Below are 21,755 nucleotides of genomic sequence, written 5' to 3'. Positions count from 1 at the left end.
CGCCGCTGTGCCAGGGTGAGCGCATGGCCCGTCGAACACCCATCGCCGCACTCGGATGCGTTCTGGTCGCCGGCGGCCTCTCCGCCTGCGCGGGCGAGGCGCCCGTGACGCTCGGCGGCGGGTACGAAGTCTGTGTCCAGTCGGACGCGGCGATGGTCACCTTCGGCGATGTGGTGCGGACGTCGAACGGGGCTGCCGTCCTCATGGACTCGATCGACCTGATCGACCCCGAAGGTCTCGAACTCCGCGAGAGCTACCTGGTTCCGATCGAGGGCACGACGAGCCTCGGCAGCGATGCCTACCCGCCGGACCCGGAGGTCTGGAACCGACGCATCGACGTCCGCGGCACGGTGGTCGATCCGGGAACCGACATCACGGCGCTGTTCGCCGTGGCACCTGTCGGCGGCGGCGAGGTGCACCGATCAGCGGGGTACACCGCACGGTACTGGCTCGACGGACGGCTGATCGAAGCAACCAGCACGGCCCGTTTCGTCGTCGCCTCCGATTGCTCCGCGCCCGCCGACGAGGAGTAGGGGGTCCCCAGGCCTCACGCTATCGGTGCTTGACCTCGCCCCAGGGGCATGGCCGAGGCTGAGCACGTGACAGAACACGAGGAGTGGATGACCGCCGGCCGGTTCGCTGCGGAGACCCTGCTGTCGGCGAAGGCGCTGCGCATCTACGCCGACCGGGGACTGCTGGCGCCGCGTCGCGTCGACGAGGCGAGCGGCTACCGCTACTACTCGGCCGACCAGGTAGCGACCGGATGGCTGATCGCGCTGCTGCGCTCGGCCGACCTGTCGCTCGAGCAGATCGCCGCGATCCTCGACCGCGCCGAGGCCGACCCCGCGGGCGCGGTCTTCCTGCTCGACGCCGCGGTCGCCTCGATGCACCGCCGCGTGCAGGCAAACGACGTCGTGCTCGCCCGAGCGCGGCTGCATCTCACGAAGGAGACCCCCATGTCCGCTGTCGAGACCACGATCGAGGCCGACCGGCCCGTGCTCAGCGTCATGCGCCGGATGGCGCCGCACGAGATGGACGAGATCATCCACGCCGAGACGACCCGCCTCCGGCAGGTCGCCGCACGCGCCGGGCTCAGTCCGACGGGCGACCCGTTCGGGGTCTTCCACGCCCCCGTCACCGACGACTCCGACGGCCCGCTCGAGATCGTGCTGCCCGTCGACGGCCTCATCGACGAGACCGACGGCGTCCGCAGCTATCGGATGACGGGCGGCCAGCTCGCGCTCCGCCACGCCGAAGGTCGCGAGACCGACTTCCCCGAGATCCTGGCGCTCTATGACGAGGTGCACGCATGGATCACGGATGCCGGGGGCACGCCGGTCGGCCCGCCCCGGGAGATCTGGCACAACTCGCCCCGCGACGACGAAGACCTGCGGCTGACCGTCGCCTGGCCGTTCGCGGACGGAGGCCGCTGACCGCCGCCAAGAGCTCGATGGCGCTCAGAGCCGCCGCACCATCGCAATGACCCGGTGCGTCGCGACGAACCCGACCCCCTCGTAGAGCCGGTTGGCTCCGGTGGGGGAGTCGGTGTCGACATCGAGCACGGCACGCTCCAGCCCCTCGGCCGTGATCGCCTCGAGGGCGGCCGCGATGACGAGCGGTGCGAGCCCCTGCTTTCGGTGCGACCGGACGACGCCGATCAGGTCGATGTAGGCGTGGGATGCCCCGAGCGCCGCGAAGTCCTCCTCGTTCACCGAGGCGAGGCAGAACGCGACGATCTGCCCGTCGTCGGTGACGGCCATGCGGGACAGGTCGGGGCGGAAGAAGTCGCCGCCGACGAACTGCTCCCAGCGTTCCTCGTTCGACGGCAGGCTTCCCCAATGGTCTCGGAAGGCGTCGTTGCGCGCGGCGAGCGCGTCGGCATCCCGTGCCCGGTCGTACGGCACGAGAGAGATGCCCTCCGGCACCGGAAGGGCGGTGACGGGCTGGGCGAGGTCGCGCTCCATCGTCGAGAACCAGCGCTCGGCCGTATACCCCTGCGCCGCGAGGATCGTGGCGTGGTCGGTGTTGGGCTCCTCGACGTACGCCTTGAGCCGACCCTCCGACCCGCCGCCCTCGAGCGACTGCGCCGCCCGCGCGACCTGCTGCTGCGCCCGCGCGTCGAGCCAGCGCAGCAGGGCGGTTCCGATGCCGCGGCGCCGCCACTGCGGGTGGACCGCGCCGCTCAGGTCGACCGACAGCATCCCTCCGGCCCGAGATGGGTGAAGTGCGCTGACGCCGGTCGCGACGATCTCGCCGTCGGCGGTGACGGCGACCAGGGTGTCCCGCGCGGGGTCGATGTGGGTCGACTCGAACGCCTCGGCCACGTCCTGCCGCGGAGTCGTCCACGTGGGGTGGTCGATCGCGTCGGCCGCGCTGACGACCGCGTGGATCGCGTCGATGTCGGCGGATGCCGCTGCGCGCCACACGGCGATCGCCGGGTGCGAGGGGAGCTGGGGCCCGGGTGTCTTCTCGAGACGATCGGCGAGGTGCGCGGGGGTCACCGGGCCGACACTACTCGACGCCGCCCCGCCCCGACACGTCCCGCCGGCGTGCGCGAGCCCCTGCGGCATCCGCCCCGCTTCCGCAAGAGCGAGCTTTCGCCCACCCGACCAGCCAGAGTGAGACGCATCAGCTCGCCTCGCGTGCCGCTCCTCGGTTCATCCGATCGCGTGTTCGCTCCGAACACCTGTTGAAGGGATGACATGAGCACTCACACCAGCGGTACGCGGTTCACCCTGTGGGCCGCCCTCTCGGGGATCGTCGCGGGCGCGGTGTTCCTCGCCATCGCGGAACTCGCAGCCCTCCTGTTCTCGAGCACGGCGAGTCCGATCCTCGCCGTGGGGTCGTTCGTCGTCGACGTCGTGCCGCGGCCGCTCAAGGAGTTCGCGATCACGACGTTCGGGGAGTACGACAAGGTCGCTCTGCTCGCGGGGCTCGGCCTCGCGGTCGCGATCGCGTCGGCGATCGCCGGCATCCTCGAGTACGTGCGACCGCCCGTCGGCGTGATCGCGCTCTTCGTCGCGGGGATCCTGTCGGGTGCGGCGATCGTCACCCGCGCCGACGCCACGCCGCTGGCGTTCCTCCCGCCCACGCTCGGCACGCTCGGCTCCGCCGCGGTCCTGTTCCTGCTCGGACGGTGGCTGCGCGGCTGGCGCGACGACACCCACACCGGTGAGGCACAGGGCCTCGATCGTCGGCGGTTCCTGCTGACGACCGTCATCGCCGGGGCATCCGCTGTCGTCGTGGGCGTCACGGCGCGAGCCGTGAGCGCCGCCACCGCCTCGGCCGACGCCATCCGTCGGGCGCTCAAGCTGCCCGCCACGAGAAGCACCGTGACGATCCCCGCGGGTGCCGAGCTCGACGTCAAAGGCATCAGCCCGCTCATCACTCCGAACGCCGACTTCTACCGCGTCGACACGGCGCTCACCGTGCCGACGGTCGACCCCTCGACGTGGCGGCTCGTGATCGACGGGATGGTCGACCAGCGCGTCGAGCTGACCTTCCAGGACCTGCTCGACATGGGCCTCGACGAGTACGCGATCACGCTCACGTGCGTCTCGAACGAGGTCGGCGGCGGGCTCGTCGGCAACGCCATCTGGCAGGGCGTCCCGCTGCGCGAGGTGCTCAAGATGGCGGGTCCGAAGGCGGATGCCGACATGATCCTCTCGCGCAGCGTCGACGGCTACACGGCCAGCACCCCGCTGTCGGCCGGGACCGATGAGAACATCGACGCGATCCTCGCCGTGGCGATGAACGGCGAGCCGCTGCCGCCCGAGCACGGCTTCCCCGTCCGCATGGTGATCCCCGGGCTCTACGGCTACGTCTCGGCGACCAAGTGGGTGACCGAGCTGAAGATCACGACGTTCGCCGCCGACGAGGCGTACTGGACCCCGCGCGGATACTCCGCGCAGGCGCCGATCAAGTTCTCGTCCCGCCTCGACACACCGAAGAGCGGCACGCCGGTCTCTGCCGGAACGGTCCCGCTCGCCGGCGTCGCGTGGGCGCAGACCGTGGGCATCGAGCGGGTCGAAGTCAGCATCGACGACGGCGACTGGCAGTCGGCGAAGCTCTCGACCCCCATCAACGAGGACACCTGGGTGCAGTGGGTCCTCGAGTGGGACGCCACTCCCGGCCCCCACTACGTCGCGGTGCGTGCGATCAACAAGAACGGCGAGACCCAGATCGAGGAGCGCGCGCCGATCGCCCCCGACGGTTCGACCGGGTGGCAGCGCTCGCTCATCACCGTCTCGTGACCGCCTGCCGGCGACCGCCTAGGGTGAGCACGTGACCCTGCGCGCCTACGTCATCACGGTGTCCGACCGCTCGGCATCCGGCGAACGCGAGGACCGCGGCGGGCCGCTCGCGGTCGCGCTCCTCGGCGAGGCCGGCATTCCGTGCGTCGGCAGCGAGATCGTCCCCGACGGAGCGGATGCCGTGGAGCAGGCGCTCCGCCGTGCGCTCGCGACCCCGGCCCGGCTCATCGTCACGACCGGCGGCACCGGAGTGGGTCCGCGCGACCGCACCCCCGAGGGCACGGAGCGCGTGGTGACGCGGGTCATCCCGGGCGTCGCGGAGGAGCTCCGCCGCGTCGGCCTCGCCGACACCCCGATGTCGCTGCTCTCCCGCGGCGTCGCGGGCGTCGTCGAGCCCGAGGGGGCGCTGATCGTCAACCTGCCGGGCTCGACCCGAGCGGTGGCCTCCGGCATCCCGGTGATCGTGTCGGTCGCCCGGCACGTGGTCGATCAGGCGAAGGGCGGGGACCACTCGTGAACACGGTGCGGATCGCGCGGCTCGAAGAGGCCGCGCTCGACGTCGAGGCGCACCTGCGCGCCGTCGAGGACCCCCGGTACGGCGCGGTGACGACGTTCATCGGGCGGGTGCGCGACAACGATCCGGATGCCGCGACCACGGTCGTCGGGCTCGAGTACAGCGCCCACCCCGACGCCGAGACGACGCTGCACCGCATCGCCGCCGAGGCGGGGGATGCCGCGGACACCGTCGTCGCCGTCAGTCACCGCGTCGGCAGCCTCGCCGTCGGCGACGCGGCAGTGGTCATCGCGGTCGCGTCGGAGCATCGCGCCGAGGCGTTCGAGGTCTGCCGCGCCATCATCGAGACGATCAAGACCGACCTGCCGGTGTGGAAGCGTCAGGTCGAGGAAGACGGTACGACCGCCTGGAAGGGCATCGGCGGCTGACCCCCGCCCGCCTGCCCTTATCCGCCGGCGAACGGCGGCAGCACGTCGATGAGGCGTGCGCCGGCGAGCGAGGCGTCGCCGTCGGTCCGCACGCCGTCGACCAGCACGGCGCAGTCGGGCAGCACGAACCAGAGCTTCGGGTGCTCGTCGAGCACGGCCGTCCGGAGCTCGCCGAGGGTCGCCTCGGTCCGCTCCTCGCTCTCGGTCCCGGCGGCCTCGGCGGCTGCCGCGAAGTAGCGCACGAGGGTCATGCCCGCTCCTCCTCGCCGGGGCGCACCCAGTCGCCGGAGCGACCGCCGGACTTCGCGACGATGCGGACGTTCTCGATGACGACCGCGCGGTCGAGTCCCTTGATCATGTCGACGACGGCGAGCGCGGCGACCGACACCGAGGTGATGGCCTCCATCTCGACGCCGGTGCGGTCGGCGGTCCCCACGGTGGCCTCGATCTCGACACCCTCGTCGGTGATCTCGAGCTCGACCGACGCCCGGTGCACCCCGATGAGGTGCGCCAGGGGCAGCAGCGTGGCGGTGGACTTCGCCGCCTGGATGCCGGCGATCCGGGCCACGGCGAGCACGTCGCCCTTCGGCGCGGTGCCGTCGCGGAGGGCGGCGACGACGTCGGCGCTGCAGCGCACGAACCCGCGCGCGGTCGCGGTGCGGACCGTCGGGCTCTTCGCGGTGACGTCGACCATGTGCGCGCGGCCGGCGGAGTCGAGGTGGGGGAACGTCATCCGACCAGCATGACATCTACCTCGTCACCCGCGGCGACGCTCGCGACCTCGGCGGGGACGATCGCGAAAGCGGATGCCCGGGCGAGCCCGCCGGCCAGGTGCGAGCCCGAGCCGCCCGCCGTCGCGGGGCGCACCGTGCGGGCGGCGAGATCGACGACCGCGGGCAGGTACTGGCGGCGCCCGGGCGGTGTCGTCCACGACTCCGCGGCGGTGAGGGTGATCCGTGGGCGCTGGATGACCGAGCGCCCCTGCAGCGCGAGGAGTGCGGGGCGCACGAACACCTCGAACGACACGGCGACGCTGACCGGGTTGCCGGGAAGGCCGAACACGAGGCATCCGTCACCCACCGTCCCGAACGCCTGCGGCTTGCCCGGCTGCATCGACACCCGGGTGAACTCGACCTCCCCGTGGCCGTCGAAGGCGGCGCGGACCGGCTCGTAGGCCCCGGCGCTCACGCCGCCGGTGAAGACGATGACGTCGGCCCCGGCCGCGCGGGCGTCGGCCGTCACCTGCGCGACCGCCGCACCGTCGTCCGACACGCGCGCACTCAGGACGAGCTCGGCATCCGCGTCGACGACGAGCTGCGCGAGGAGCGGGCCGTTCGAGTCGGGGATCAGGCCGCGTCGCACGGGCTCACCCGGGGCGAGCAGCTCGCTGCCGGTGGAGACGACGGCGACGCGAGGTGCCCGGGCGACGGTGACCTCGTCGATTCCCGCCGCGACGGCCGCGGCCACCTGGAACGGTCCCAAACGCTCGCCCGCGTCGACGACCACGTCGCCCGCGCGCAGGTCGGCGCCGCGGCGGCGGATGAACGCGCCCGGCGTCGGCGCCTCGAGCACCTCGACGGTTCCGAGCGAGTCGGCGAGTCCACCCGCCGTGCTCTCGAACGGCACGACGGCGTCGGCGGCGGTGGGTGTCGGCGACCCGGTCATGATGCGCGCCGCCTCGCCCGCAGCGAGCGGGGGATCGCTGGCGACTCCCGCCGGCAGGTCCGCGACGATACGGAGAGAGACGGGATGCCCCGGCCCCGCCGCGACGACGTCGGCGGCGCGCACGGCGAACCCGTCCATCGCGGAGTTGTCGAACAGGGGGATGTCGTGCGCGGCGACGGCGGGTGCCGTGAGCGTGCGGCCCGCGGCGTCACCGACGGGGAGCGTCTCGCCGGCGATCGGACGCACCGCGGCCAGGACGCGGGCGAGCTGTTCCTCGACCGTGCGGAGGCCGCTCATGCGCGCGCCGCCGCGCTCGCCGCCGACCGCAGCGGCAGTTCGTGCTGCCGGCTCGAGAGGGCGTCGAGCACGAGCATGCGGCCGAGCAGCGGCTGCCCGACGCCGATCGCGAGCTTGACGACCTCGGTGGCGAGGATGCCGCCGACCTGCACGCACAGCGCGCCGAGCACGCCGACCTGGGCACACGTCGGCGGGTCGCCCTCGGTGCCGACGGCGAAGAGATCGTTCAGGACGACGGGGTCGCCCTCGGTCGGGCGCGACCAGAACACGGTGATCTGCGCGTGCCACTCGCGGACGGCACCCCAGACGAGCGGCACGCCGAGCGCCTCGGCCGCGGCGGCGACGGCGCGACGTGTCGCGAACGAGTCGCTCGTGTCGATGACGATGTCGGCGCCCGCGAAGAACTCCTGCGCGTTCGTGTCGTCGAGGCGGGCGGTCACGGGGGTGACGACCGTGACGGGGGAGAGCGCGGCGACCGCGCGCACCGTGCTCTCGGTCTTGTGTACCCCGATGTCCTCGATGCGGTGCGCGATCTGGCGCTGCAGGTTGTGCAGCTCGACCGTGTCGTCGTCGATGACGGTGATCGCGCCGATACCCGCGGCGGCGAGGGCGAGGATCGCCGGCGAGCCGATGCCGCCCGCGCCGACGACGGCGACGCGGGTGTTCGCGAGCCGCCGCTGACCCTCGTCGCCGATGCCCTTCAGCACCGTGTGGCGCGCGGTGCGCCGGCGCTCGTCGGGATCCAACTCGGGCACGGGATCGACCAACGGGCGCATGTCCCGAGTGTACGTGTGTCGGTGATGGCAGGGCCGCCGCGGAATCGGATGCCGACGGGCCAACGGGTCCGCAGATGCGGCATCGGTGGCCCCCAATCAGCCGCGTGTGCGGCATGATCGAACCATGACGACCTACCGTGTGGCCCGGGCCGCTCGTCTGCTGGGTGTGAGCGACGACTCGGTGCGGCGCTGGATCGACCAGGGCCTGCTCCCCGTGACCGATGCCGTGCCCGCCGAGATCCCCGGCGAAGCCCTCGCGGCGTTCGCGGTGACCATGGCGAACGACCCCGGTGACGGCTTCGAGCATCGCTCCAGCGCGCGCAACAGCTTCGTCGGGATCGTCACGCGGGTGCAGGTCGACGGGGTCATGGCACAGGTCGACATCCAGGCCGGTCCTCACCGGGTGGTGTCGCTGCTGTCGGCCGAGGCGGTGCGCGAGCTGCAGCTCGAGGTCGGGACGACAGCGCGCGCATCGGTGAAGGCGACGAACGTCGTCGTCGAGCTGGCGGGGGACTGACGTGCGCCGCCCGGCCGGCGCGCTCGCCGCGCTCGTGCTCGCGCTGACCGGCTGCGCCGCCTCGACTCCGCCGGCGTCGGACGACGACGTGAACGGCACCCTGAACGTGTACGCCGCAGCATCCCTGCAGGCGTCGTTCGACGAGGTCACCGACGCGTTCACGGCGCAGCATCCCGACGTGCGGATCAGTCCCGTGTACGACGGATCGTCGACGCTCGCCACGCAGATCGCCGAGGGCGCGCCCGCGGATGTCTTCGCGTCGGCCGATGAGTCGACGATGGCGAAGGTGTCGGAGTTCGCACCCGACTCCGCGGTCTTCGCGACGAACACGCTCGTGATCGTCGTCCCGGCGGGCAACCCGGAACGCGTCGCGTCGCTGGCCGATCTGTCCGGCGTCGTGACGGTGCTCTGCGCTCCGGAGGTGCCGTGCGGCGCGGCATCCGCTCGACTGCTCGAGGGCGCGGGTGTGACGGTCGACGCCGCGAGCCTCGAGCAGAACGTGACCGCGGTGCTCACGAAGGTGGCGGCGGGTGAGGCCGATGCGGGCCTCGTCTACGCGACCGACGTGGTCGGGCGCGACGACGTCGAGGCGATCGTCCCCGAGGGCAGCGGCGACGTCGTGAACCGGTACGAGATCGCGGCGCTGACGGATGCCGCGAACCCCGCGGCCGCCGATGCGTTCGTCGCGTTCGTGCTGTCGGAGCCCGGGCAGCGGATCCTCGCGGACCGCGGGTTCGGGGCGCCGTGAGCGCGGGGCGCGGCTACGTCCCGCGCATGCTGTCGGTACCGGCGCTGGTCGGGTTGTCGTTCCTGATTCTGCCGCTCGTGGCGCTCATCGCCCGGGTGCAGTGGTCGACGTTCGTCGCCGACGTGACGTCGCCCGCGGCGCTGTCGGCGCTGGGCCTCTCGCTCGGCACGGGGGCGGCGGCGACCGCGGTCTGCGTCGTGATCGGGGTGCCGTTGGCGTTGCTGATCGCGCGGTCGGGTCCCCGCCTGGCGGCGGTGCTGCGGGCCGCGGTGACGGTGCCGCTCGTGCTGCCGCCGATGGTCGGGGGCATCGCGCTGCTGTACCTCTTCGGCCGGCAGGGGTGGCTCGGCGGGTGGGGGCTGTCGTTCACGACGCCCGCCGTCGTGGTCGCGCAGACGTTCGTGGCGCTGCCGTTCCTCGTGCTCGCCGTCGAGGGCGCCGTGCGCTCGACCGGGGTGGAGTTCGAGCGGACCGCGGCGGCGTTGGGCGCCGGGCGCTGGACGATCCTGCGGCGCATCACGCTGCCGCTCGCCGCCCCCGGGATCGTCGCCGGCGTCGTGCTGTGCTTCGCCCGCGCGATCGGCGAGTTCGGCGCCACCGCGCTGTTCGCCGGCAACCGGCCCGGCGTCACGCAGACGATGCCGCTCGCGATCTACACGGCGTTCAACGGCGCCGGAGTGACGCAGGGCACGGCCGTTGCGCTCGCGCTGCTGCTGCTCGCCGCGGCGGTGCTGGTGCTGATGCTGGTGCGCGGCTGGCGACCGGGAGCGGTGCGATGAGCGGGCTGCGGGCGCACGTCGTGGTGGAGCGTCCGGGCTTTCGCGTGGACGTCGAGATCGACGCGGATGCCGGCGAGACGGTCGCGATCATGGGTCCGAGCGGCGCCGGCAAGTCGACGCTCCTCGAGGCGCTCGCCGGTCTGGTGCCGCTCGACGGCGGCGAGATCGCGGTGGCCGGTCGCACGGTCGAGCGGGCGGCCGACCCGCGGGTGCGCACGCCGCCGATGCAGCGCGGCGTGGTGCTGCTCGGGCAGGACCCGCGGCTGTTCCCGCACCTCAGTGCGCGCGAGAACGTCGCGTTCGGTCCGCGCGCGACGGGCATGCCGGCCGCCCAGGCGCGCGCCGAGGCCGACGCGTGGCTCGACCGCGTGGGCCTCGCGGGGACGGGTTCGCGGATGCCGCGCGAGTTGTCGGGAGGCGAGCAGCAGCGTGTCGCGATCGCGCGGGCGCTGTCGGCGTCGCCGCGGGTGGTGCTGCTCGACGAGCCGCTGGTCGCGCTCGATCCCGTGACGGCGTCGGCGATCCGCGGGATGCTGCGCGAGCAGCTCGCCGGCACGACGACCGTCGCGGTCACGCACGACGCCGGCGACGCGGTCGCCCTCGCCGAGCGGCTGTTCGTGATCGAGGCGGGAGCCGTGGTGCAGAGCGGCGGGGTGCGCGAGGTGCTGCGGGCCCCGGCATCCGCTTTCGTCGCGTCGATCGCGGACATGAATCGGATGCCGGGGGTCGCCGCGCGCGGCGTGTGGCGGGGTGCGGCGGGGCAGGTGCTGACGAGCACGGATGCCGCGTCGACCGCGCTCGCCGCCGGGGACGGTGTCGGGCTCGCCGCTGTGTTCCGCCCGGGCGACGTGCGGATCGTGGGCGCTGCGGGCGAGAACGCCTGGTCGGCGACGGTGGTGGGGGTGGAGCCGACGCTGTCGGGAGCGCGAGTGCGGACGACGGCGGGTGCGGTGGACGTGCGGCAGACGTCGGTCTCGGTCGGCGAGGCGCTGTGGCTGCAGATCGACCCGGCCCGCGTGCGGTTCGTCGCGGTGCCGGCTACTTCCGGTTGACCCAGACGTTGTCGGAGATCATGTCGCGGTCCTCGCCGCTGCGGTAGCTGAGGTCGGCGGCGACGCTCGCGCTGTCGCTGATCTGTACCGAGACGGAGTCGCGCGCGCAGGCGGTGGTCTGCCAGGCGTCGTCGAGGGTGAGCGACAGGCACAACGAGTCGCCGTCACCCGCTGCGCGCGCCAGGTAGACGTCGTACGCGTCGGCTTTCCCGACGTATCGCAGCGTCGCGACGTCGATCGCGCCGTCGACCCCGTCGACGACGGCGTCGGGACGGTCAGCGGCGGTCTGCTCGCGAGCGAACTCGGTCGGCGCACACGCCGTGAGGAGCAGGGCGGTAACGGCGAGGACCGGCAGAACGATGCGGCGCAGGCTCATGCGCCGAAACGTACCGCGGGATCGTTGCCCAACCGGGGCATTGGTGCTGACTTCACAGCCCGGGGGCGGTCTGACAGGCCGCCTCGCCGGTCGGGGCGATTAGGCTCGGAAAATGGGATGCCGCGGGGGGATGAGCCGGTGACGGCCGTGCCGATCTCGCTCGGCCGAGCGCCGCAGGTACCCGCCGCAACGGCGCCCGACCCGGCCGTCGGCCTCGTCGACACGCACGGCCGTGTGCACCGCGACCTGCGCATCTCGCTGACCGACCGGTGCTCGCTGCGCTGCACCTACTGCATGCCCGAGCAGGGCAACGAGTGGCTGGCGCGCACCAGCATCCTGACGACCGACGAGGTCGTCGAGATCGCCGAGGTGGCGGCGAGTCTCGGCATCCGTACGTTCCGGCTGACCGGCGGTGAGCCGTTGCTGCGGACGGACATCGTCGACGTGGTGCGTCGGGTCGCGGCGATCTCGGGGCCCGACGGTCCGGTCGAGGTGGCGATGACGACGAACGGGATCCGGCTGGCCGAGGTGCTGCCCGACCTGGTCGACGCGGGTCTGACGCGGTTGAACATCAGCATCGACACGATCGATCGCGAGCGGTTCACCGCGCTAACGCGGCGTGACCGGCTCGATGACGTGCTCGAGGGGATTGCGGCAGCCGCGGCATCCGATCTGAAGCCGTTGAAGCTCAACGCCGTCGCGATGCGGGGCGTGAACGACGACCAGCTGGCCGACCTCGTCGCGTTCGCGATGGAGGTGGGCGCGCAGTTGCGGTTCATCGAGCAGATGCCGCTGGATTCCGGGCACACGTGGGATCGCAGCGCGATGGTGACGCGCGAGGAGATTCTCGAGGCGCTGTCGGAACGGTGGTCGCTCGAGCCGGTGCTCGGCCGCGGCGGCGCTCCGGCCGAGAAGTGGCGCATCGACGGCGGCCCGCACGAGGTCGGTGTGATCGCGTCGGTGACCGCGCCGTTCTGCGGTGCGTGCGACCGCCTGCGGCTGACCGCCGACGGTCAGTTCCGCAACTGCCTGTTCTCGCTGACCGAGTACGACGTGACGACCGCGGTGCGCGGGATGCCGGTGGATGCCGCGGACGCCGATCGACGGCGCGTGATCGCCGAGGTGCTGCACGCGTGCGTGCTGGGCAAGCTGCCCGGGCACGCGATCAACGACCCGTCGTTCCTGCAGCCCGCGCGGGGGATGAACGCAATCGGCGGCTGACCGCGGGCTCAGTCGCCAGGCCACTCCCCGGTCGCGCGCTCGAACGCCCGGGCGCCGCCGCGGTCGACGAGCGCCTTCACCAGGGCGAACAAGGCGCCCTGCAAGGCGGCTGCGATCAGCACCTCGCCGAGGCCGAATTCTGACTCCAGGGCCTTCGGGCTGTCTTCGCGGTGGGTCGGGCTCGCCCGCTTCCAGAGCTGCTTGAAGATCACACCGGCGAGGGCGCCGCTCACCATGCCGCTGATGAGCCCGATCGGGCGGTACAGGATCTTCGCCGACGTGCTCGACTTCTTCTCCGGCTTCGAGGTCTTCTTCGACATGCGGGGGTCCTTTCGTGTGTCTCAGCGGCCGCGGCGCGCGACAGCGGTGATGACGGCGCCGATCGCGACGACCGCGAGGGCCAGGGCGATCCAGCCGTTGCGGTTCGGCTTGCCGGCGTCGTCCGTGAGGGCATTCGTCGCCTGATGCACGTAATCGGCCGCGTGCTCGCGGGCATCGCCGATCTGCGCAGCGACGTTCGTCTTCACGGTCTCGACCTGCTGCTTCGCCCTCGCCTTCACGTCGAGCTTGCCTGCGAGCTGCTCCACTGTGTCGCCCAGCTCCGCGCGGGTCTGTGCGATGTCGGCTTCGATCTCGGCGACCGACGCGTCCTCCGCGGGTTCCGGCTTCGTCGCGGGGGTGGACGAGAGGGGCACTTCGCGTGCGGGGACGTCAGGCGTGGTCATGGTGGGTGCGCTCCTTCACTTCGGTGATGTCCTGTTTCACGTTCTGCACGGTCCGCTCCGGCGTCGGCGACAGGGCCGACACCTTCTTCTTGCCGACGAGCGCGAGGATGCCGGCGACGATGAACAGCACGGCAGTCACGATCAGCGCGGCGGCCCATGCGGGGAGGAGCAGCGACAGCGCGATGATCGCTGTCGCGATGAGCGCGCCGACGCCGAACCACGCGAGCACGCCGCTCGCGCCGAGCAGCCCCACGCCGAGTCCGCCCTGCTTCGCCTTCGAGGAGAGCTCCGCTCGGGCGAGGCGCATCTCATCCCGCACGAGGCGAGACGTCTGCTCGGACAGACGGGAGATCAGCTCCGCGGTCGACGGTTCGGGTGATGGTTTGGCCTGCGTCACGACCGACTCCTCTCATCGGGTGGTAGGGCTTCAGGCTCGTGGATCTTCGTCCATCTGCACGACAGGCTTGACTTCCGTCGACGGCGGTGCGTGAGGCGCGGGTCGTCGACCGCTAGCGAACAGGTGGATGCGATGGCAAGCCTCTGCCGTCCCGCGACCCACGACCCGAGACTCACGAGTGTGAGCTCTCCCGCTGCAGATCCCTCGACGTCGTGCGCCCTCGGCGACCACCCGCTTCCCAGCGCACAGCGGCCCGCGCTCGCCGAAGCCGACGAGCTCGCTGGGTTCGGCACCGATGTGTCCGCCACCCTTGCGTGGGCGATCGGCGTCGGCGCCGCCCGCGACGACGACCGCTCCCTCGCCGACGACTGGTCGTTCCTGGCGGCGGTCGCGGAGCGGGATGTCGCGGCCGCCCGCATCCTCGAACCGCACCTCGACGCGCTCGACATCCTCGACCAGGCGCAACGCGCGGCCGTCGGGCCGGACCTCGAAGCGATCGGTGCCGGCCCGGGCTCGTCGTGGGGCGTGTTCGCCGCCGAAGGTGCGGGCGTGCGCCTCGATGCGCGGGACGACGGCTCCGGCTGGTTGCTGACGGGAACCAAGCCGTGGTGCTCGCTCGCGCAGCACCTGACCCACGCGCTCGTCACCGCTTGGGTCGGCGACGAGCGTCGCCTCTTCGCGGTGGCCCTGCGAGGGCCCGCGGTCAGCCCTCACGACGGGCCATGGCATGCGCGCGGGCTGCGCCAGGTCGTGAGCGCTCCGGTGGACTTCGCGTCGGCGCCGGCCGTGCCGGTCGGCGAGCCCGGCTGGTACCTCAGGCGGCCGGGGTTCGTGGCCGGCGGGGTCGGGGTGGCCGCGTGCTGGTGGGGCGGTGCGCTGCCGCTCCGCGCGGCGCTCCTCGCAGCGGCGCAGCGCGACGGCGCCGACCAGCTGTCGCGTCTGCATCTCGGTCGCGTGGACACGGCGTTGTGGGCGGCGCGGCTCGCGCTGCGGTCGGCTGCGGGCCAGATGGATGCCGCGCCCGCCGCATTCGACCGCGCTCCCGACCCCGGCATCCTGGCCGCCCGCGTGCGGGCCATCGTGGCGGGCGCCGTCGAGACCACGCTCGCCGAGTCAGCCCGTGCGCTCGGACCGTTGCCGCTGGTCGCCGACGACGCGCACGCGCGTCGGGTCGCGGATTTGGGGATCTACCTCCGCCAGCACCACGGCGAGCGGGACCTCGCTCGGATCGGCGCCGACCTCGGTCAGGGTCGCGGCGCATGGTGAGCTTCAGCCACCTCGACCCCGGGACGGGCGAGGACGTGTGGGCCGAGACCTTCGCCGGGCGGAACCCCGCGAGCCTCGACGTCGAGTTCGATCACCTCGTCGTCGTTGCAGCGCACCCCGATGACGAGACCCTCGGAGCGGCAGGGCTGATTGCCGCCGCCGCTCGCCGCGGGGCGAGGGCGACCGTGCTCGTCGTCACGGACGGGGAGGGGTCGCACCCCGACTCGCCGTCCGCGACACCCGTCGAGCTCGGCGCGCTGCGCCGCCGCGAGGCGGCCGACGCGCTCGCGCAGCTGGCGCCGTCAACCGAGCTGCGGTTCCTCGGCATCCCCGACGGTGGGACCGACGGTCACCGCACCCCTATCGCCACGGCGCTCCGCGAGACCGTCGCAGGCGCGGGCTCATGTCTCGTCGTCGCGCCATGGACCGGCGATGGGCATCGCGATCACCGCGTGGTCGGCGAGGTGACGGCCGAGGTGTGCGCCGAACGGGGCATCCCGTACCGGTGGTACCCGATCTGGCTGTGGCACTGGGGCACGCCCGACGATGTGCCGTGGGACGAGATCGAGGTCCTTTCACTCGATGATGCGACCGTCGACGCGAAGCGGCACGCCTTGCATCGCCACCGCAGCCAGATCGAGCCGCTGTCCGACGCGCCGGGCGACGAAGTGATGCTGCACGAACGGATGCAGGCGCACTTCGACCGTCCGTTCGAGGTCTTCATCCGGCCCGCAAGTGAGCGCGGCAGCCTGGACGAGACCTACTTCGACGCGTTCTACCGTCGCAACGGCGACGACCCGTGGGGGTTCGAATCGCGGTGGTACGAGCAGCGGAAGCGTGCGGTCACGATGGCGTGCTTACCGCGACCCCGGTACGGCCGCGCGCTCGAGCTGGGGTGCTCAACCGGCGCGCTGACCCAGCTGCTGGCCGAGCGGTGCGACGCTGTGCTCGCCGTCGACATCGCCGAGGCGCCGCTCGAGGCCGCGCGTCGCCGTATCGGTGAGGGGGCGGATGTGCGCCTCGAGCGCCGCGCGCTGCCGGGTGAGTGGCCCGAGGGCTCGTTCGACCTCATCGTCCTGTCGGAGGTCGGCTACTACTGGGGCGCAGCCGACCTGGCCGACGGGGTCGAGCGGATGCGGGCCGCCCTCACGCGCGACGGGCAGCTGCTCGCGTGCCATTGGCGGCATCCCGTCGAGGAATACCCGCTGTCGGGAGACGACGTCCACGCGGCGCTCCGGGCCGCGGACGGCCTCGTCCGATTGGTGGTGCACGAGGAGGAGGACTACGTGCTCGAGGTCTACGGGCTGGCGGGCGCGCGGTCGGTCGCTGCCGAGACCGGGCTCATCGCGTGACAGCGGCGGAGTCGGATGCCGTCGCCGCCGTCGCGATCGTGGTCCCGGTGCACAACGAGGCTGCCCTGCTGGGCGGCTGTCTCGCGGCGCTCGACGCAGCGATCGCGCACACCCGCCGGACGCATCCGGGCGTGCGGGTCGTGACCGTCGTCGTCCTGGACGCCTGCACGGACGCGTCCGCGCAGATCGCGGCGTCGTGGCCCGTGCAGACGCTGCACATCGACGCACGGAACGTGGGCACCGCGCGGCGGCTCGGCGTCGCCGCCGCGCTCGCAGCACTGCGGGACGTGCCGCTGGGCGCCACCTGGATCGCCACGACCGACGGTGACTCGACGGTGCCGGCCGCGTGGCTCAGCCATCAGCTCGACGTGCGGGCAGCGGGGGTGGATGTCGTCCTGGGCACGGTCCGTCCCGACTTCGCCGACCTCACCGTCGAGCACGCTGCGCACTGGCTCGCGACCCACCCGCGGGGTCGTCCCGCCGGCAACGTGCACGGCGCGAACCTGGGGCTGCGGGCGGACGTCTACATCGCGGCGGGGGAGTTCGCCGACCTCGACCAGCACGAGGATGTCGAGCTGGTCCGCGCCGCTCGCGCTGTTGGCGCGCGGGTGCACGCGACGGACGAGGCCGAGGTGGTCACCTCCGGCCGCTTCTGGGGCCGGACCGCGGGGGGCTACGCGGCGTTCGTCCGCGCGACGCACGAGCGCATCGAGAGGGAAGCGCAGGGCTGACGCGGGAGGGTACTCGCTGCGGCCTGCTTGGCGAGGGGATCGGTGGGCGCGGAAGAGGTGCGGATCGTGAGGCATCCCCACACCCCATCGGAGGAACCATGTATTTCCACGTTCAAGAGTTCATCAACGAGATCGCGCAGGACGAGCCGGATCCCGCCGCCGCGAACGCACTGCAGGAGGGTCTCGGCGGCCAGTTCGGCGAGATGCGCACGATGATGCAGTACCTCTTCCAGAGCATCAACTTCCGCGGGCCCTCGGGCAAGCCGTACAAGGACCTCATCCAGGGCATCGGCACCGAGGAGATCAGCCACGTCGAGCTCATCGGCACGACGATCTCGCGCCTGCTCGACGGATCGCCGCGGTACAAGGGCAAGCCGACCGACCCCGTGGACGAGCCGGGTGCCGGCGGTGCGACGCCGCTGAGCATCGCCGTCGACCACAGCAACATCCACCACTACCTCGTCGGCGCGCAGGGTGCGCTGCCGGTGGATGCGGCGGGCAACCCATGGATGGGCAGCTACGTCTACAACTCGGGCAACCTCGTGCTCGACCTGCTCTACAACCTCATGCTCGAGTCGACGGGCCGGCTACAGAAGTGCCGCCTGTACGAGATGACCGACAACAAGATGGCCCGCAGCACGATCTCGTACCTCATCGTCCGTGACCAGGCGCACGAGAACGCGTACGCGAAGGCGCTCGAGACGCTCGGGGTGAGCTGGCGCACCGCGCTGCCGATCCCGAAGACGAACGCCGAGCAGTTCCCCGAGGTGAAGAAGCTCGTCGACATGGGCCTGCAGAGCAAGCAGTACTCGTTCGATCTCGGCAACCAGTCCGAGGCCGGCCGTATCTTCCAGGGCGCCTCGCCGTCGAACGACGGCACCGAGTTGGATGCCAGTGAGCAGGCACCCGTCGGATCGCCGATGACCATCTCGCCCGAACGGCCCGAGGAGTTCTCGCCGGGCGCGGACAAGGATCTCCGCGCGCTGATCGAGGCGACCGCGGCGATGGAGATGGCCGACATCGACGCCACGTTCGGGCGCATGAAGTAAGCCGGCGCGTGCACCCCGGCCCCGTCCCGCGGGGTCGGGGGTCAGGCGATCGTGGTGCTGAATGGCCGTGGCGGGCCTTGGCGACTACGCCGTGCCCGGCGTCGCTGACGACGAGTTCTCGCGGATCACCTTCGTCGCTGAGGGGGCCGGTGGCATCTCGGAAGGCGAGGCGGCCGTCTCGGGTGTCGTGGTGACGGGGGAGCGGTACGTGATCGACTTCGACTGCAGTCCGTCGACCGCTCGGGTGACGCTAGAATGGGCCCCAGCGCCCGCCGCGGGCGAGTAGCCGGCCAATCCCGTGGGACCGACGTCCGTCGCACAGGACTGCGCCGCGCCCGGCCGGATCGAGGGCATCGCCTACGACGCGGACACCCTCGTGCAACTCAAGATTTTCGCGGACGGGCTGAACGCGGGTTGGGCCGTCCTCCGGCCCGGCGGCTGACAGCCCGTTGTCGCGGCGCTGTCCCAACTGGGATGCGAGCGGCTCAGTAGATGTGCGCCTCACAGGTAGCTAGGAACGCCGCTCGGCGGCGCTGCAATTCGCGATAGACGGTCGCACGGGACACGTTGAACAACTCGGCGATCTCCGTCTGCGTGTACTCGCCCCGGTCCTGGACGTCGAACAACAGCTTCCGCTGCGTTGTCGAGAGCTTCGGCTGTCGGCCTCTCAGGTGACCCTTCGCGCGCGCCACCGCCATCCCCTCCTTTGTGCGCATGCTGATGAGATCGCGCTCGAACTCTGCGACCATCGCGAGCACATTGAAAAGCAGTCGCCCCACCGGGTCGGTGGGGTCGTACCTGCTCCCTCCGAGACTGAGCGCGACACCTTTCGTTGTGAGTTCGTCGGCGATGTCGCGCGCGTCCTTCAGCGAACGGGCGAGCCGATCGAGTTTCGTCACGACGAGTGTGTCGGCTTCTCGAACCGCTGCGAGTGCCTCGCGCAGCCCGGGCCGGGCCCGGTTGGTGCCGGTCAGCCCATGATCGACGTAGATGTTTCGAGCGAGGACTCCGAGTCGCAGCAGCGCGTCTCGCTGCGATGTGAGGTCCTGATCCGCGGTGGAGACTCTGGCGTAGCCAATCAGTATTCCGTTCATGCGGACGACGTTGTCACCGCCACGGCGGGGGCGCAGCACGGGCATCCGACGACCTGGTGCCGAGCTTGTCCGTTGTCGCGCAGGCCATCCCTATATGGGACGCAATCCGGGCTATTCACTTCGACTCGCCGAGGCCGGAAATTCCGCACTTCTGTGGCTTCGAACTCGACCGACGCGGCGCCGAACTCCTGTTCCAGGTCCTCACAGAGCGGGAAGAGAAGAACTCCGTCGCGATCGCATCCAACGAGTCGTTCAGCGGGTGGACGAAGACCTTCACTGACCCGCGCCTGTGTGCGGCAATCGTCGACCGGCTCACGTTCAACGGCACCATCATCGAAACCGGCACCACCTCGTACCGCCTCAACCACACCCGTCAGCGGCAGTAGCGATCCGAAAGTCATCAGAGGTAGCGGCAGATGGACTCCGGCGTGCAGGCTTCGGACGCCGTTGCCGTCGCGTGCGCCCGAAGCTCGACGATGCTCCCTCGTAGGGCGCGCAGCTGCTCGAGCTGCTCATCAATCTCCACGAGCCGGCGGTCAAGGAGATCCAGCACGTGAGCGCACGGCGAACCACCCGTGTCGCGAACATCGAGGATCTCCGCGGTCTGCGCAAGGGTGAGCCCCGCCGCGCGAGCCCGATCGATGAACTCGAGCCGCTGCACCGTCTCGTCACCATAGCTGCGGTACCCGGCCGGGGTGCGCTCCGGCGGTTGCAGCAGCCCGCGCTCCTCGTAGTACCGCAGCGTCGACGGTCTCGTCCTCGCCTTCTCCGCGAGTTCTCCGATCCGCATGGTGACACCTCCACCGTCAGTTTGACCTTCAAGCATGCTTGAAGGTCCATTCTGTCGCGTAGGGCCGCACGTGCGGCCCGGTCCACCCGAGGAGGCATCATGACTCAGCACAACGAGTTCGATCTTGCGGTGGTCGGGACGGGCGGCGCGGCGATGTCCGCGGCGATCCACGCCCGACTCGAGGGGGCGAGCGTGGTCGCCATCGAATCGGGCACGCTCGGTGGCACCTGCGTGAACGTGGGTTGCGTGCCCTCCAAGACACTCCTCGCGGCCGCGCATACCCGCCACGCCGCGCTCACGAACCCGTTCCCCGGCGCCGCCACCTCCGCTGGGGCCGTCGACCTCGGCGCGCTCGTGCAGCAGAAGGATGAGCTGGTCGGCATGCTCCGCCAGACCAAGTACGCCGACATCGCCGCCGCCTACGGGTTCGACATCCTCCCCGGCACCGCAACATTCACCGATCCCTCAACACTGCTCGTCGATGGACGACCGGTTCGCGCCAAGTCGTATCTCATCGCCACCGGCGCCGAACCGACCATCCCAACGATCCCCGGCCTCGAGCAGATCGATTACCTCACGTCGACCACGGCGATGGAACTCACCGAGCTGCCCGCTTCGCTCGTGGTGATCGGCGGCGGATTCGTCGGCCTCGAACAGGCCCAGCTGTTCGCCCGGCTCGGGGTCGAGGTCACCATCATCGGCCGGCTCGCCCCGCACGCCGAACCAGAACTCTCCTCCGAGCTCCGCAAAGCCTTCCTGACCGACGGAATCACCGTCATAGGCGACCGCGCCGCAACGATCACCCCACACGACGACCTGGTCCGAGTCCTCACCCGCACCGGGAAAGTAGCTACCGGTGAACGCGTCCTCGTCGCCACCGGCCGCACCCCCCGCACCGACGGGCTCGGCCTCGCCACTGCGGGCATCGCGACCGACACCCGCGACTTCATCATTGTCGACGAACAACAGCGGACCACGAACCCGGCGGTGTTCGCCGCCGGCGACGTCACCGACGTGCCCCAGTACGTGTACGTCGCCGCGCGGACCGGGAAGATCGCCGCACACAACGCCCTCGGTCACTCTGAGCAGGTCGACTACACCGGGTTGCCCTCCGTCCTGTTCACCTCACCCCAACTCGCCTCGGCCGGGATCACCGAAGCCGAAGCCATCGCCGCCGGATACAGATGCGCCTGCCGATACCTGCGACTGGCCGACGTGCCCAGAGCCATCGCCAACCACAACACCCGCGGCGGCATCAAGATCGTCGCCGACGCCGACACCGGCAAAGTCCTCGGAGTCCACGCCCTCGCCGACACCGCCGGCGAGATGATGCTCGCCGCGACCTACGCCATCAAAGCCGGATTCACCGTCACCCAACTCGCCGACACCTGGGCCCCGTACCTCACCATGGCCGAAGGCATCCGCCTCACTGCGAACCTCTTCCGCAACGAACTCCCCACTTCCTGCTGCGCCTGACAACAGACAGCCACCCACATCGACCCGCCGCCACGACGGGGCCACTTCAAACCGTCACCCCGGGGCCAAATCAGGTTGACAAAGTCACTTGTTGCCGCGATCACGCAGGACTGGCTGCAGGTAGGTGTCGCGGTCTGAACCGAGAGGGGTGCGCCCGGTCGGGGCCGTTTGGATCGCTGCCGCTACGTCAGAGTCCGAAGGCTCCGCCGCTGACGAGGATCACGATGCCGAGGCCGATGAGAACGATGG

28 protein-coding genes and 1 pseudogene are annotated in these 21,755 nt (G+C 71.4%); 18 read left to right on the top strand and 11 right to left on the bottom strand.

The annotated features are described in order from the left end of the window. Nucleotides 1-23: 23 nt before the first annotated feature. Complete coding sequence (locus AB0P29_RS03670; RefSeq protein WP_363378577.1) at nucleotides 24-533, top strand: hypothetical protein; 510 nt, start codon at nucleotides 24-26, stop codon at nucleotides 531-533. 66 nt (nucleotides 534-599) lie between these two features. After that, the gene (locus AB0P29_RS03665; RefSeq protein WP_363378575.1) at nucleotides 600-1,433 is read left to right on the top strand and encodes a MerR family transcriptional regulator; all 834 of its coding nucleotides are present in this window, start codon (nucleotides 600-602) and stop codon (nucleotides 1,431-1,433) included. A gap of 24 nt (nucleotides 1,434-1,457) precedes the next feature. Here the strand turns inward: AB0P29_RS03665 and AB0P29_RS03660 are convergent, their stop codons facing one another. Further along, complete coding sequence (locus AB0P29_RS03660) at nucleotides 1,458-2,501, bottom strand: GNAT family N-acetyltransferase (RefSeq protein WP_363378574.1); 1,044 nt, start codon at nucleotides 2,499-2,501, stop codon at nucleotides 1,458-1,460. 201 nt (nucleotides 2,502-2,702) lie between these two features. Here AB0P29_RS03660 and AB0P29_RS03655 point away from each other — a divergent pair, with 201 nt between their 5' ends. From AB0P29_RS03655 to AB0P29_RS03645, 3 genes are read left to right on the top strand one after another with little or no spacing between them, the layout of a single operon-like run. Continuing rightward, nucleotides 2,703-4,253 (top strand): molybdopterin-dependent oxidoreductase, encoded by a 1,551-nt coding sequence (locus AB0P29_RS03655; protein WP_253035601.1) that lies wholly within the window; start codon nucleotides 2,703-2,705, stop codon nucleotides 4,251-4,253. 31 nt (nucleotides 4,254-4,284) lie between these two features. Then, nucleotides 4,285-4,770 (top strand): MogA/MoaB family molybdenum cofactor biosynthesis protein, encoded by a 486-nt coding sequence (locus AB0P29_RS03650; RefSeq protein ID WP_363378572.1) that lies wholly within the window; start codon nucleotides 4,285-4,287, stop codon nucleotides 4,768-4,770. Further along, a complete protein-coding gene (locus AB0P29_RS03645; protein WP_217530954.1) occupies nucleotides 4,767-5,195 on the top strand; it encodes a molybdenum cofactor biosynthesis protein MoaE in 429 nt (142 codons plus the stop codon). Before AB0P29_RS03650 ends, AB0P29_RS03645 begins: the two co-directional genes overlap by 4 nt. 17 nt (nucleotides 5,196-5,212) lie before the next feature. Here AB0P29_RS03645 and AB0P29_RS03640 read toward each other — a convergent pair whose 3' ends face one another. Genes AB0P29_RS03640 through AB0P29_RS03625 form a run of 4 tightly spaced genes read right to left on the bottom strand, consistent with a single transcriptional unit; the run spans nucleotide 5,213 to nucleotide 7,933 of the window. Beyond that, entirely contained in the window at nucleotides 5,213-5,446 is a 234-nt protein-coding gene (locus tag AB0P29_RS03640; RefSeq protein WP_363378570.1) for a MoaD/ThiS family protein, read from the bottom strand. Beyond that, complete coding sequence (gene moaC, locus AB0P29_RS03635) at nucleotides 5,443-5,928, bottom strand: cyclic pyranopterin monophosphate synthase MoaC (protein WP_363378568.1); 486 nt, start codon at nucleotides 5,926-5,928, stop codon at nucleotides 5,443-5,445. The genes AB0P29_RS03640 and moaC overlap by 4 nt, the downstream gene beginning before the upstream one ends. Next, a complete protein-coding gene (gene glp, locus AB0P29_RS03630) occupies nucleotides 5,925-7,157 on the bottom strand; it encodes a gephyrin-like molybdotransferase Glp (RefSeq protein ID WP_363378566.1) in 1,233 nt (410 codons plus the stop codon). Before glp ends, moaC begins: the two co-directional genes overlap by 4 nt. Further along, nucleotides 7,154-7,933: a HesA/MoeB/ThiF family protein gene (locus AB0P29_RS03625; protein WP_363378564.1), complete on the bottom strand. Its 780-nt coding sequence runs from the start codon at nucleotides 7,931-7,933 to the stop codon at nucleotides 7,154-7,156. Before AB0P29_RS03625 ends, glp begins: the two co-directional genes overlap by 4 nt. Nucleotides 7,934-8,057: 124 nt before the next feature. Between AB0P29_RS03625 and AB0P29_RS03620 the strand changes: the two genes are divergently transcribed. The 4 genes from AB0P29_RS03620 to AB0P29_RS03605 are packed head-to-tail and all read left to right on the top strand — an operon-like array spanning nucleotide 8,058 to nucleotide 11,029. Next, a complete protein-coding gene (locus AB0P29_RS03620) occupies nucleotides 8,058-8,450 on the top strand; it encodes a TOBE domain-containing protein (protein WP_217530963.1) in 393 nt (130 codons plus the stop codon). 1 nt (nucleotide 8,451) lies between these two features. Then, the gene (gene modA, locus AB0P29_RS03615; RefSeq protein WP_253035607.1) at nucleotides 8,452-9,198 is read left to right on the top strand and encodes a molybdate ABC transporter substrate-binding protein; all 747 of its coding nucleotides are present in this window, start codon (nucleotides 8,452-8,454) and stop codon (nucleotides 9,196-9,198) included. Then, nucleotides 9,195-9,977 carry an ABC transporter permease subunit gene (locus AB0P29_RS03610; RefSeq protein ID WP_253035608.1) on the top strand — a complete coding sequence of 261 codons (783 nt, stop codon included), beginning with the start codon at nucleotides 9,195-9,197 and terminating at the stop codon, nucleotides 9,975-9,977. The genes modA and AB0P29_RS03610 overlap by 4 nt, the downstream gene beginning before the upstream one ends. Then, nucleotides 9,974-11,029, top strand: coding sequence for an ABC transporter ATP-binding protein (locus AB0P29_RS03605; RefSeq protein WP_363378560.1), 1,056 nt, complete (start codon nucleotides 9,974-9,976; stop codon nucleotides 11,027-11,029). The genes AB0P29_RS03610 and AB0P29_RS03605 overlap by 4 nt, the downstream gene beginning before the upstream one ends. Here AB0P29_RS03605 and AB0P29_RS03600 read toward each other — a convergent pair. Continuing rightward, nucleotides 11,016-11,405 (bottom strand): hypothetical protein, encoded by a 390-nt coding sequence (locus AB0P29_RS03600; RefSeq protein ID WP_253036213.1) that lies wholly within the window; start codon nucleotides 11,403-11,405, stop codon nucleotides 11,016-11,018. The two genes, AB0P29_RS03605 and AB0P29_RS03600, sit on opposite strands and share 14 nt — an antisense overlap. Nucleotides 11,406-11,543: 138 nt before the next feature. On the opposite strand from AB0P29_RS03600, the gene moaA reads away from it, so the two are divergent. Next, nucleotides 11,544-12,626: a GTP 3',8-cyclase MoaA gene (moaA, locus tag AB0P29_RS03595; RefSeq protein WP_253036214.1), complete on the top strand. Its 1,083-nt coding sequence runs from the start codon at nucleotides 11,544-11,546 to the stop codon at nucleotides 12,624-12,626. 8 nt (nucleotides 12,627-12,634) lie between these two features. Here moaA and AB0P29_RS03590 read toward each other — a convergent pair whose 3' ends face one another. From AB0P29_RS03590 to AB0P29_RS03580, 3 genes are read right to left on the bottom strand one after another with little or no spacing between them, the layout of a single operon-like run. After that, nucleotides 12,635-12,946: a DUF4235 domain-containing protein gene (locus AB0P29_RS03590; RefSeq protein ID WP_253036215.1), complete on the bottom strand. Its 312-nt coding sequence runs from the start codon at nucleotides 12,944-12,946 to the stop codon at nucleotides 12,635-12,637. Between the two features lie 21 nt (nucleotides 12,947-12,967). Beyond that, entirely contained in the window at nucleotides 12,968-13,351 is a 384-nt protein-coding gene (locus tag AB0P29_RS03585; RefSeq protein ID WP_253036216.1) for a DUF3618 domain-containing protein, read from the bottom strand. Next, complete coding sequence (locus AB0P29_RS03580) at nucleotides 13,338-13,748, bottom strand: phage holin family protein (protein WP_253036217.1); 411 nt, start codon at nucleotides 13,746-13,748, stop codon at nucleotides 13,338-13,340. The genes AB0P29_RS03585 and AB0P29_RS03580 overlap by 14 nt, the downstream gene beginning before the upstream one ends. 180 nt (nucleotides 13,749-13,928) lie before the next feature. On the opposite strand from AB0P29_RS03580, the gene AB0P29_RS03575 reads away from it, so the two are divergent. From AB0P29_RS03575 to AB0P29_RS03550, 6 genes are all read left to right on the top strand, one after another. After that, nucleotides 13,929-15,014 carry an acyl-CoA dehydrogenase gene (locus AB0P29_RS03575; RefSeq protein WP_363378556.1) on the top strand — a complete coding sequence of 362 codons (1,086 nt, stop codon included), beginning with the start codon at nucleotides 13,929-13,931 and terminating at the stop codon, nucleotides 15,012-15,014. Then, nucleotides 15,008-16,366: a PIG-L family deacetylase gene (locus tag AB0P29_RS03570; RefSeq protein WP_363378554.1), complete on the top strand. Its 1,359-nt coding sequence runs from the start codon at nucleotides 15,008-15,010 to the stop codon at nucleotides 16,364-16,366. Before AB0P29_RS03575 ends, AB0P29_RS03570 begins: the two co-directional genes overlap by 7 nt. Continuing rightward, nucleotides 16,363-17,097 (top strand): glycosyltransferase, encoded by a 735-nt coding sequence (locus tag AB0P29_RS03565; protein ID WP_363378552.1) that lies wholly within the window; start codon nucleotides 16,363-16,365, stop codon nucleotides 17,095-17,097. The genes AB0P29_RS03570 and AB0P29_RS03565 overlap by 4 nt, the downstream gene beginning before the upstream one ends. Nucleotides 17,098-17,195: 98 nt before the next feature. Next, the gene (locus AB0P29_RS03560; protein WP_363378550.1) at nucleotides 17,196-18,146 is read left to right on the top strand and encodes a manganese catalase family protein; all 951 of its coding nucleotides are present in this window, start codon (nucleotides 17,196-17,198) and stop codon (nucleotides 18,144-18,146) included. 61 nt (nucleotides 18,147-18,207) lie between these two features. After that, entirely contained in the window at nucleotides 18,208-18,432 is a 225-nt protein-coding gene (locus tag AB0P29_RS03555) for a hypothetical protein (RefSeq protein ID WP_311285525.1), read from the top strand. Between the two features lie 12 nt (nucleotides 18,433-18,444). After that, a complete protein-coding gene (locus AB0P29_RS03550) occupies nucleotides 18,445-18,588 on the top strand; it encodes a hypothetical protein (protein ID WP_311285526.1) in 144 nt (47 codons plus the stop codon). Nucleotides 18,589-18,631: 43 nt separating this feature from the next. On the opposite strand, the gene AB0P29_RS03545 is transcribed toward AB0P29_RS03550, so the two are convergent. Beyond that, on the bottom strand, nucleotides 18,632-19,240 hold the full coding sequence (locus AB0P29_RS03545) for a recombinase family protein (protein ID WP_311285527.1): 609 nt from the start codon (nucleotides 19,238-19,240) through the stop codon (nucleotides 18,632-18,634). Nucleotides 19,241-19,401: 161 nt separating this feature from the next. Here AB0P29_RS03545 and AB0P29_RS03540 point away from each other — a divergent pair. Continuing rightward, nucleotides 19,402-19,626, top strand: a pseudogene (locus AB0P29_RS03540) (ATP-binding protein); the annotation flags it as partial. Between the two features lie 14 nt (nucleotides 19,627-19,640). Here AB0P29_RS03540 and AB0P29_RS03535 read toward each other — a convergent pair. Next, the gene (locus AB0P29_RS03535; RefSeq protein ID WP_054682943.1) at nucleotides 19,641-20,030 is read right to left on the bottom strand and encodes a heavy metal-responsive transcriptional regulator; all 390 of its coding nucleotides are present in this window, start codon (nucleotides 20,028-20,030) and stop codon (nucleotides 19,641-19,643) included. 99 nt (nucleotides 20,031-20,129) lie between these two features. Between AB0P29_RS03535 and merA the strand changes: the two genes are divergently transcribed. Continuing rightward, on the top strand, nucleotides 20,130-21,506 hold the full coding sequence (gene merA / locus AB0P29_RS03530; RefSeq protein ID WP_363378546.1) for a mercury(II) reductase: 1,377 nt from the start codon (nucleotides 20,130-20,132) through the stop codon (nucleotides 21,504-21,506). Nucleotides 21,507-21,755: the final 249 nt, after the last annotated feature.

The sequence above is a fragment of the Microbacterium sp. NPDC080220 genome, from assembly GCF_040686395.1.
In the GTDB taxonomy this organism is placed as follows: domain Bacteria; phylum Actinomycetota; class Actinomycetes; order Actinomycetales; family Microbacteriaceae; genus Microbacterium; species Microbacterium gawkjiense.
Note: the sequence above shows the minus strand (reverse complement) of the source record. Positions and strands in the feature narration are given on the sequence as shown.